This window comes from Streptomyces sp. NPDC037290 (genome assembly GCF_055603245.1).
In genome coordinates this window covers 54706-64137 of record NZ_JBVJVZ010000022.1, presented here as the reverse complement: position 1 = coordinate 64137, position 9432 = coordinate 54706, and the positions used below count along the sequence as shown (strand labels likewise).

Sequence of the window (9432 nt, the reverse complement as noted above, 5' to 3'; positions counted from 1 at the left end):
CCGGCCTTCCAGGGCACGATCAAGTCGGCGGTCGCCTTCGGCGCGCTCCTGTCCCAGGGCGTCGGCGACACGATCCGCGTGTCCCTGTCCGCGCCCCCCGTCGAGGAGGTCAAGGTCGGCCTCCAGATCCTCCAGTCGCTCGGCCTGCGCCAGCGCGGCCTGGAGATCGTCTCCTGCCCGTCCTGCGGCCGCGCCCAGGTGGACGTCTACAAGCTGGCCGAAGAGGTCACGGCGGGCCTCACCGGCATGGAGGTCCCGCTCCGCGTCGCCGTCATGGGCTGCGTCGTGAACGGCCCCGGCGAGGCCCGCGAGGCCGACCTCGGTGTCGCCTCCGGCAACGGCAAGGGCCAGATCTTCGTCAAGGGCGAGGTCATCAAGACCGTCCCCGAGTCCAAGATCGTGGAGACCCTGATCGAGGAGGCCATGAAGCTGGCCGAGAAGATGCAGGACGAGGGCGTGGAGTCGGGCGAGCCGTCGGTGTCCGTGGCCGGCTGACCCCTTCGACTTGCCGTGAGTCCCGTCACCGCTCGGTGGCGGGACTCACGTGTACCTCCGCCCAGACGGATGTGCCGGGCTCGCGCGGTGTGACGCCCCACTTGTCGGCAAGAGCGTCCACCAGCAGCAGTCCACGCCCGGACTCGTCACACGGAACCCGCACCTCGGGCAGCCGCTCGGTACCGGTGTCGCAGACCTCCAGGCGCAGGGCGCCGGCCGACTCGGCCAGCTGGACGAGGAAGTCCCGCCCGGGTACGTGCCCGTGCCGGACCGCGTTCGCGACGAGCTCGGCGGCGATGAGCGTGACCGCCTCATTGACGGGGCCGTCGTAGGGGTGCCCCCACTCGTCCAGCCGGTGCGAGACGAGCCGCCGGGCCAGCCGTGCGCCGCGCGGGGTGGAGGTGAAGCGCATCGCGAACTCGTGGGTGGAGATTCCTGACTTCATGCCGCTTACGCTTCCGCACGCTCAGTAACGTTGACCAGCGGCCGCACCTTGACCAACACGCGTTGTACGCGCGCGAGGTGCGGCGGTACGCGGGCGCGCCGTGACCGGCGGTGGCGCGAGGGCATTGGGGGTTTGCGTGAGCGAGGACGTACGAGAAGAACCTGAAGCAGCGGAGCCTGAGGGCGAGTCCGGGCCGGATTCGGCCGTCCCGCTCATCTTCGGGCGGCTGTTGAAGCGGCTGCGGACCCAGGCGGGTGTGGAACGCGCCGAACTCGGTTCCCGTACCGGGTACTCGGCGTCGACCATCGCGTCGTTCGAGCAGGGAAGGCGGATTCCCCCGGCGCGGTTCATCATGCGGGCCGACGAGGTGCTGAACGCGCGTGGGGTGCTGGTTGATTTCATCGAGGAGATGGAGAGGGCGCAGTACCCGGCGTTCTTCCAGGATGCGGCGGCGCTGGAGAAGAAGGCTGTCGCGTTGCACTTCTTCGCCGTTCAGACCGTGCCCGGTCTGCTTCAGACGGAGGACTACGCGCGGGCGGTCTTCACCGTTCGGCGACCCCCACTGGACGAGGTGACGATCGAGCAGCGCGTGGCGGCCAGGCTGGCCCGTCAGGAGATCTTCGAGCGGAGACCGATGCCCACCATCAGCTTCGTGATGGAGGAGGCGGTTCTGCGGAAAGGCCTGGGCGGACGGGAGGCTGTGCGAGGGCAGTTGGAGCAGATCCTGCGCATCGGTCAGCGGTCCAACGTGGAGATCCAGGTAATGCCGGACGGCTGCGAGGAGCATGCGGCCCTCTCTGGACGATTCACCTTGATCGAGACGACGAATGGGCGCAGGATCGCGTACGTGGAGGCGTACAAGAGCAGTCGCCTCTTCATCGATCGCTCGACGGTCAGGGAACTGGAGGAGCGGTACGGTCTCCTACGGGCCCAGGCCCTGTCCCCGCGCGAATCACTGGCCCTCGTAGAGAAGTTGCTGGGAGAGACATGAACGTCGAAGAGCCGACCAGGTTGGTGTGGTTCAAGAGCAGCTACAGCGACGGCGAGGGCGGCGAATGCGTAGAGGTCGCCACCAGCCCCACCACCATCCACGTACGGGACTCCAAGCAGAACCCCACCACCGCCCCCACCCTCACGCTGCCCCCCGCCGTCTGGCAGGCGTTCCTCCGTCATACGCAATCCTGAACCGCTACTACCCGCACCGGAGTGACGGCACCGATCCGACAACCCGCAACAGCCGTGTCGCCGCCGGCACGGCTTCGGCCCTGGAGGCCGAGCTCCACGCCATCCTTGCCGCGCCCCCAGGGCCGCCCTTCCCCGTCGCTCCCTCGTCGAAGCGGGTTCTCCGCCACGGAGCGCTCCACAATCCCTCGGGGTACAGTGCCGGGACCAGCAGAACCCCAGGATGAGGCCCCGTACGTGTTGACCCAGACCACCTCCCGGGTGCTCGAACCGAGCGACCTCGACGCCGCGCTCGCCATCCTCGGTCGCGAGCCGGTGGCGAACGCCTTCGTGGCTGCCCGGGTCCAGGTCGCCGGGCTCGACCCGTGGCGTCTGGGCGGCGAGATGTGGGGCTGGTACGAGGACGGCATGCTGACCTCCCTGTGCTACGCGGGAGCCAACCTGGTTCCGGTCTGCGCCACCCCCCGCGCCGTCCGCGCCTTCGCGGACCGGGCGAGGAGGGCCGGCCGCCGCTGCTCCTCCATCGTCGGCCCCGCCGAACCCACCGCCGCGCTGTGGCGCCTGCTGGAGCCCCACTGGGGCCCCGCCCGCGAGGTCCGCGGCCACCAGCCGCTGATGGTCACCGACCGCATGCCCGCCGACATCGCCCCGGACCCGTACGTCCGGCGCGTCCGCAAGGACGAGATGGAGACGATCATGCCGGCCTGCGTGGCGATGTTCACCGAGGAGGTGGGCGTATCGCCGATGTCCGGCGACGGCGGTCTGCTCTACCAGGCGCGCGTCGCCGAGCTCGTCGGCGCCGGCCGCTCCTTCGCCCGCCTCGACGAGCACGGCAAGGTCGTCTTCAAGGCGGAGATCGGCGCGGCGACCAGCCAGGCCTGCCAGATCCAGGGTGTGTGGGTGGCCCCCGAGTACCGGGGGAGGGGGCTCGCCGCCCCCGGCATGGCGGCCGTCCTGCGGTACGCGCTCGCCGACGTGGCCCCGGTCGTCAGCCTCTACGTGAACGACTTCAACACGGCGGCGCGACGGGCGTACCTCAGAGTGGGCTTCCAAGAGGTGGGCGCCTTCATGAGTGTGCTGTTCTGAAGCCCTGCACCCCCCTGTACGCTCCCCGCATGGACCTCGTGATCGGCCCCCTGGACCTCGCAGCCCACGTCGACGAGGCCCTTGCCGTCCAGGCTGTCGCCTTCGGCCTCGGCCCCGACGAAGTCGCCGTACGCCGTCAGATCGTCCAGCGCCACATGCAGTACCAGGGCGCGCGGGCCCTCGGGGCCACAGCGGGCGGTCACCTCGTGGGGTTCGTGTACGGCATGCCGAACTCCCGCACCCACTGGTGGTCCACGGTCGTGGAGCCCTACCTCCGGGCGGGCGGCAACGACTTCTGGCTGGACGACTCCTTCGTGATCACGGAGCTGCACGTCCACCCCGACCACCAGAACCGGGGCATCGGCCGACGGCTCATCACCACGATCACCGACAGCGCCACCGAGCCCCGCTCGATCCTCTCCGCCATCGACACCGACAGCCCGGCCCGCGGCCTCTACTACTCCCTCGGCTACGTCGACCTCGCCCGGCAGGTCCACTTCCCGAGCGCGCCACGGCCGTACGTGGTCATGGGGGCCCCGCTGCCGCTGCGCAGGCGATAACCGATTTCCGCCCGCACAGGCGGCCCGGCTAACCTCCTTGCCATCACCCTTACCCGGCAGGAGTACGAGAACCATGGCCAACGCACCGGTCCAGCGCATGTCCCAGTTGATGGCGAAGACCCTGCGCGACGACCCGGCCGACGCCGAGGTCCTCAGCCACAAGCTCCTCGTCCGCGCCGGCTACGTCCGCCGCACCGCCGCCGGCATCTGGAGCTGGCTGCCCCTCGGCAGGAAGGTCCTCTCCAACGTCGAGCGGATCGTCCGCGAGGAGATGGACGCCATCGGCGCGCAGGAGGTCACCCTCCCCGCCCTGCTGCCCCGCGAGCCCTACGAGGCCACCGGCCGGTGGGACGAGTACGGCCAGGAGCTGTTCCGCCTGAAGGACCGCAGGGGCGGCGACTACCTCCTCGGCCCCACCCACGAGGAGATCTTCACCCTCCTGGTCAAGGACCAGTGCACGTCCTACAAGGACCTGCCGGTGATCCTCTACCAGATCCAGACCAAGTTCCGTGACGAGGCCCGCCCCCGCGCCGGCATCCTGCGCGGCCGCGAGTTCCTGATGAAGGACTCGTACTCCTTCGACACCGAGGACGAGGGCCTCGCGCAGTCCTACGCCCTGCACCGCGAGGCCTACCGGCGCATCTTCGAGCGCCTCGGCCTCGACTACCGCATCTGCGCGGCCACCGCCGGCGCCATGGGCGGCTCGAAGTCGGAGGAGTTCCTGGCCCCGGCCGAGGCCGGCGAGGACACCTTCGCCGACTGCCCGAACTGCGACTTCGCCGCCAACACCGAGGCGATCACCTATGCGCTGCAGCCGGTCGACGGCTCGGCCGTCCCCGCGCTCGAGGAGATCCCGACCCCCGACACCCCGACCATCGAGACCCTGGCCGCCTCGCTCGGTGTCCCGGCCTCCGCCACGCTGAAGAACCTGCTGGTCAAGGTGGACGGCGAGATCGTCGCCGTGGGCGTGCCCGGCGACCGCGAGGTGGACCTGGACAAGGTCGAGGCGCACTTCGCCCCGGCGGTCGTGGAGATGGTCACCGAGGCGGACTTCGCCGGCCGCCCCGACCTGGTCCGCGGCTACGTCGGCCCGCAGGGACTCGGCGAGAAGGTCACGTACATCGCCGACCCGCGCGTGGCCCCCGGCACCGCCTGGATCACCGGCGCCAACAAGGAGCACACCCACGCGAAGAACGTCGTCGCCGGCCGTGACTTCGAGGTCGGCGAGTACGTCGACGTCGTCGTGGTGCAGGAGGGCGACCCCTGCCCGAAGTGCGGCACCGGCCTCAAGCTGGACCGCGCCATCGAGATCGGCCACATCTTCCAGCTGGGCCGCAAGTACACCGACGCCCTCAAGCTGGACGTCCTCGGCCAGAACGGCAAGCCGGTCCGCGTCACCATGGGCTCCTACGGCATCGGCGTCTCCCGCGCGGTCGCGGCCATCGCCGAGCAGAGCGCCGACGACAAGGGCCTGGTGTGGCCCAAGGAGGTCGCCCCGGCCGACGTGCACGTGGTCGCCGCCGGCAAGGCCCTGCAGACCGAGCTGGCCCTCGACGTCGCCGAGAAGCTGGCCACCGCGGGCGTCCGCGTCCTGGTCGACGACCGGGCCGGCGTCTCCCCGGGCGTGAAGTTCACCGACGCCGAACTGATCGGCGTGCCCCAGATCCTGGTCGCCGGCCGCCGCTCCGGCGAGGGCGTCCTGGAGCTGAAGGACCGCAGGACCGGCGAGCGAGAGGAACTGTCCGTCGAGGACGCGATCGCCCGCCTGACGGCCTGACGAAAGACTCCGGAAACCAAGACTCCGGAAACCAAGACTCCGGAAACCCGCGAAGAAGCCCCCTGGGACGTACGAACGGCTCAGGGGGCTCCGGCCGTCTCAAGGGCCCGACCCTGCGGGTCAATACACCTAGAGCCACCCGGCGAACTCCAGCAACAACTCCCCGTCCTTCGGCCGCCCCACCCTGAGCGCCCGCACCCCCGACTCCACCGCGCGGAACAGCGTCCACCCCCGCAACCGCTCCTGGTCCACCTCCAGCGACTCCGCGAGCCGCTTGATGCGGCGCCGGGTCACGGACGGGCCGGACGGGGTGGCGATCAGGTCCTCCACGCGGTCCCGCACCAGCCGCGCCAGATCGAAGGCGCTCTCGCCGACCACCGGATCGGGACCCACCGCGAGCCACGGCATCCGCTCCCCGGCGAGCACCTTGCTCTGCCGGAACGTGCCGTGCAGCAGCAGCCGCTCGGGCGGCGCGGCCAGCAGTTCCTCGCGGGCCGCGAGCGCCGCGTCGACCAGCGGCGCCACCTCGGGACCGGCCTCCGCGCCCGCCCGCATCGCCGTCGCCTGCCGCCCGGTGCGTTCGGCGACGGTCTCGAAGACATGGCCGGCCGGCGGCTCCACCCACAGCCGCCGCAGCGTCCCCGCCGCCTCCAGCAGCGCCTTCGCCTCCGGCAGCGAGCGGACCGACACCTCCGGGTGAAGGCGCTCCAGCAGCAGCACGCCGTCCTGCGCACCGGCTTCCAGCAGCTGTACGGCGCCCAGTCCGCCCCAGTGCGCCAGCGCCGCCCGCTCGCTCTCCGGGCGGGCCCTCGGCGGCGCCAGCTTCAGCACAGCCGGGGTGCCGTCCGCCCGCCGTACCAGCACCACCAGGCTGCTGCGCCCGCCCGGCACCTGGACCCGCTCCACGGTCAACTCCCGCCCGGCGACGGCCCGTTCGGCGATCACGGGCAGCTCCGCCAGCCAGGCGTCCCCGTCCGGTGCCGTCTCACCGAGCGCCCGTACCAGGCGCGGCGGCGGTTCGAAAGCCATGCGCGAGTCGTTCCTTTCCGGTCCGGGTCCTGTCGTACGGGCGTCTCACCAGGTCACCGTGACGGTGACACCGGGGCGGAGACCGACGGGGTCGCGCCGGCCGCGCCCGTCCCCTCGCCGGCCCGCTCGGCGAGCCCAGGGAAGGCTACGCTCTCCCCGCTCCAGCGCACCGCGCGCACCGCGGCCTCCCGCAGCGCCGCGGCGGCCGCACCGCGCCGGGTGCCCGTCGCCACCCGCACCAGGTCCGCGTACACACCGGCCACCCGCTCCTCCAGCCGGGCGGCGAGCCGTACGGCCGCCGACGGGTCCGGCACCGGGAACGGCAGCGCGTACGCCGCGTTCGCGGCGGCCGGCCGGCCGCCCAGGTCCTCGATGTCGCGGGTCAGCGCGTCCCGGCGCGCCCGGTGGGCGTCGTACGCCGCCCGCGCCTCGGAGCGGCGCGCCGTGCCGATCCGGCCGCCGACGACGCCGTACCCGTACACCGCCGCGTGCTCCGCCGCCAGCGCCGCCTGCAGCGCGGTCAGCTCGGCCGCCGTCTCCCCGTCCTTCGCCTTGCCGCTCACTTCGCCGCCTCCGTCAGCAGGTACGCGTGCGTGGCGCCCGCCGCCGCCACCGACGCCAGCAGCCGCGCCAGCTCGCCCGGGACGTCCAGGAGGGCTTTCGCGCGCTGGTCGGCGAGCGTGCGCTCGGCGGCGGCCAGTTGGGCCAGCGCGTCCCTCTCTGCGGCCGGAACGAGGGCGGGGGAGGCGGACGGTGCGGCCGTGGTGGGCCGTGCACCGTCCGTGAAGGCCGTGGCGTGGGCCGCGACCTGGGCGCGCAGGGGGCGCAGCCGGCCGACGAGTGCGGGATGCGCGGCGAGGACGGCGTCGTAGCGCTCCAGCAGCCCCTGGCTGTCCCGTGCCGCACGCGCGCGTGCCCGGGCCGTCGCCGAGGCGCCGCTGCCGCCGGAGTCCGCACCGGCCGAGCAGCTCGTCACGAGCGCGGCGCCGGCGGCCGAGGCGAGCAGGGATCTTCTGCGCGGCCCCCACGGGGTGCGCGAGGGAGGGGGGTACGGCACGGCTGACGTCCTCGGGGGCTCGTACGAACACACGGGCGGGAGGGCAGCCCGCCGTGATCACGGTACCCGCGCCTTCCCCCGCTTCAAGTCACCGGCTCAGCGGACCCGCCCCCGAGCCCGAGGGCGCCCCGCCCCACCCCCGGAGGGGACAGCAACACCCCCCGCGACCGGATACCCTTTGACCAGACACGCGACCCATCCCACAACAGCACACGCGGCCGAGGAGTCACCCGGATGAGCACCACCCAGAGCGAGAGGCTGCGAGAGCTGCTGGAACCGCTCGTCAGGTCCCAGGGGCTGGATCTCGAAGAGATCGCCGTGGACTCCGTCGGACGCAAGCGGGTGCTGCGCGTGGTCGTCGACTCCGACACCGGAGCGGATCTGGACGCCATCGCCGATGTGAGCCGTGCGCTCTCGGCGAAGCTCGACGAGACCAACGCGATGGGTGACGCCGCGTACGACCTGGAGGTCGGAACCCCCGGCGCGGAGCGCCTCCTCACCGAGCACCGGCACTTCGTGCGCGCCACCGACCGGCTCGTGAAGTTCCAGCTGACCGAGGGCGGTGACCTGCTCGCCAGGATCCTGAAGGTCGACGAGGACGGTCTGGACGTCGAGGTGCCCGGGGTCAAGGGCCGCAAGCCCACCACCCGCAGACTCGCCTTCCCGGAGATCGACCGGGCGCGCGTGCAGGTCGAGTTCAACCGCAAGGACGACAAGGTCAAGAAGGACATGAAGGAAGAGGAGGAGGCGTAGCCGTGGACATCGACATGAGTGCCCTGCGGGGCTTGGTTCGGGAGAAGGAGATCTCCTTCGACCTGCTGGTCGAGGCGATCGAGTCGGCCCTCCTCATCGCCTACCACCGCACCGAGGGAAGCCGCCGACACGCGCGCGTGGAGCTCAACCGGGAGACCGGGCATGTGACCGTGTGGGCGAAGGAGGACCCGGAGGACCTCGAGGAGGGCCAGGAGCCCCGCGAGTTCGACGACACCCCCACCGGATTCGGCCGTATCGCCGCCACCACCGCCAAGCAGGTGATCCTGCAGCGGCTGCGCGACGCCGAGGACGACGCGACGCTCGGCGAGTACGCCGGGCGCGAGGGCGACATCGTCACCGGCGTGGTCCAGCAGGGCCGCGACCCGAAGAACGTCCTGGTCGACATCGGCAAGCTGGAGGCCATCCTGCCGGTGCAGGAGCAGGTCCCCGGCGAGACCTACCCGCACGGCATGCGCCTGCGGTCGTACGTCGTCCGGGTCGCCAAGGGCGTCCGCGGACCGTCGGTCACCCTCTCGCGTACGCACCCCAACCTGGTGAAGAAGCTCTTCGCCCTGGAGGTGCCGGAGATCGCCGACGGCTCGGTGGAGATCGCCGCGATCGCCCGTGAGGCGGGTCACCGCACCAAGATCGCAGTACGGTCCACCCGTTCGGGCCTGAACGCCAAGGGTGCCTGCATCGGTCCCATGGGCGGCCGGGTGCGCAACGTGATGGGCGAGCTGAACGGCGAGAAGATCGACATCGTCGACTGGTCGGACGACCCGGCCGAGATGGTGGCGAACGCCCTGTCACCCGCTCGGGTGAGCAAGGTGGAGGTCGTCGACATGGCCACCCGCTCCGCCCGGGTGACCGTGCCGGACTACCAGCTGTCGCTGGCGATCGGCAAGGAGGGGCAGAACGCCCGCCTCGCCGCCCGGCTCACCGGCTGGCGGATCGACATCCGTCCGGACACCGAGCAGCCGGCCGAATAGGCGGCCGGCCGCCCGGCCCGCAGGGAATAGATCCAAGCCGCAGGTGGCTTGGTTTACGA

At 71.7% G+C, this 9432-nt stretch carries 12 protein-coding genes; 8 read left to right on the top strand and 4 right to left on the bottom strand.

The genetic code is table 11. The annotated features are described in order from the left end of the window. A partial coding sequence (locus ACZ7HQ_RS38450) for a flavodoxin-dependent (E)-4-hydroxy-3-methylbut-2-enyl-diphosphate synthase (protein WP_471000146.1) occupies positions 1-495 on the top strand: 495 nt, incomplete at its 5' end. 25 nt (positions 496-520) lie between these two features. Here the strand turns inward: ACZ7HQ_RS38450 and ACZ7HQ_RS38445 are convergent. Next, entirely contained in the window at positions 521-940 is a 420-nt protein-coding gene (locus tag ACZ7HQ_RS38445) for an ATP-binding protein (RefSeq protein ID WP_471000144.1), read from the bottom strand. A gap of 136 nt (positions 941-1076) precedes the next feature. On the opposite strand from ACZ7HQ_RS38445, the gene ACZ7HQ_RS38440 reads away from it, so the two are divergent. From ACZ7HQ_RS38440 to ACZ7HQ_RS38420, 5 genes are all read left to right on the top strand, one after another. Continuing rightward, on the top strand, positions 1077-1931 hold the full coding sequence (locus ACZ7HQ_RS38440) for a helix-turn-helix domain-containing protein (RefSeq protein ID WP_471000142.1): 855 nt from the start codon (positions 1077-1079) through the stop codon (positions 1929-1931). Next, positions 1928-2125 (top strand): DUF397 domain-containing protein, encoded by a 198-nt coding sequence (locus ACZ7HQ_RS38435; protein ID WP_471000140.1) that lies wholly within the window; start codon positions 1928-1930, stop codon positions 2123-2125. The genes ACZ7HQ_RS38440 and ACZ7HQ_RS38435 overlap by 4 nt, the downstream gene beginning before the upstream one ends. A gap of 234 nt (positions 2126-2359) precedes the next feature. Further along, positions 2360-3208, top strand: coding sequence for a GNAT family N-acetyltransferase (locus tag ACZ7HQ_RS38430; protein WP_471000138.1), 849 nt, complete (start codon positions 2360-2362; stop codon positions 3206-3208). 29 nt (positions 3209-3237) lie between these two features. After that, complete coding sequence (locus ACZ7HQ_RS38425) at positions 3238-3768, top strand: GNAT family N-acetyltransferase (protein WP_471000136.1); 531 nt, start codon at positions 3238-3240, stop codon at positions 3766-3768. Between the two features lie 73 nt (positions 3769-3841). Further along, a complete protein-coding gene (locus tag ACZ7HQ_RS38420; protein ID WP_471000134.1) occupies positions 3842-5545 on the top strand; it encodes a proline--tRNA ligase in 1704 nt (567 codons plus the stop codon). Positions 5546-5674: 129 nt separating this feature from the next. Here the strand turns inward: ACZ7HQ_RS38420 and ACZ7HQ_RS38415 are convergent, their stop codons facing one another. From ACZ7HQ_RS38415 to ACZ7HQ_RS38405, 3 genes are read right to left on the bottom strand one after another with little or no spacing between them, the layout of a single operon-like run. Then, the gene (locus ACZ7HQ_RS38415; protein ID WP_471000132.1) at positions 5675-6574 is read right to left on the bottom strand and encodes an aminoglycoside phosphotransferase family protein; all 900 of its coding nucleotides are present in this window, start codon (positions 6572-6574) and stop codon (positions 5675-5677) included. 53 nt (positions 6575-6627) lie between these two features. Next, positions 6628-7137, bottom strand: coding sequence for a ferritin-like domain-containing protein (locus ACZ7HQ_RS38410; protein ID WP_471000130.1), 510 nt, complete (start codon positions 7135-7137; stop codon positions 6628-6630). Beyond that, a complete protein-coding gene (locus ACZ7HQ_RS38405; RefSeq protein ID WP_471000128.1) occupies positions 7134-7631 on the bottom strand; it encodes a hypothetical protein in 498 nt (165 codons plus the stop codon). The genes ACZ7HQ_RS38410 and ACZ7HQ_RS38405 overlap by 4 nt, the downstream gene beginning before the upstream one ends. 234 nt (positions 7632-7865) lie before the next feature. On the opposite strand from ACZ7HQ_RS38405, the gene rimP reads away from it, so the two are divergent. Together rimP and nusA are read left to right on the top strand one after the other, a co-directional pair. After that, positions 7866-8384 (top strand): ribosome maturation factor RimP, encoded by a 519-nt coding sequence (gene rimP / locus ACZ7HQ_RS38400; protein ID WP_471000126.1) that lies wholly within the window; start codon positions 7866-7868, stop codon positions 8382-8384. 2 nt (positions 8385-8386) lie between these two features. Beyond that, positions 8387-9373, top strand: a complete 987-nt coding sequence (nusA, locus tag ACZ7HQ_RS38395; protein WP_471000124.1) for a transcription termination factor NusA — start codon at positions 8387-8389, stop codon at positions 9371-9373. Positions 9374-9432: the final 59 nt, after the last annotated feature.

Coding starts and splice junctions, on each gene's coding strand:
- ACZ7HQ_RS38445 (WP_471000144.1), bottom strand. CDS start 940: ATGAAGTCAGGAATCTCCACCCACGAGTTCGCGATGCGCTTCACCTCC.
- ACZ7HQ_RS38435 (WP_471000140.1), top strand. CDS start 1,928: ATGAACGTCGAAGAGCCGACCAGGTTGGTGTGGTTCAAGAGCAGCTAC.
- ACZ7HQ_RS38425 (WP_471000136.1), top strand. CDS start 3,238: ATGGACCTCGTGATCGGCCCCCTGGACCTCGCAGCCCACGTCGACGAG.
- ACZ7HQ_RS38420 (WP_471000134.1), top strand. CDS start 3,842: ATGGCCAACGCACCGGTCCAGCGCATGTCCCAGTTGATGGCGAAGACC.
- ACZ7HQ_RS38415 (WP_471000132.1), bottom strand. CDS start 6,574: ATGGCTTTCGAACCGCCGCCGCGCCTGGTACGGGCGCTCGGTGAGACG.
- rimP (WP_471000126.1), top strand. CDS start 7,866: ATGAGCACCACCCAGAGCGAGAGGCTGCGAGAGCTGCTGGAACCGCTC.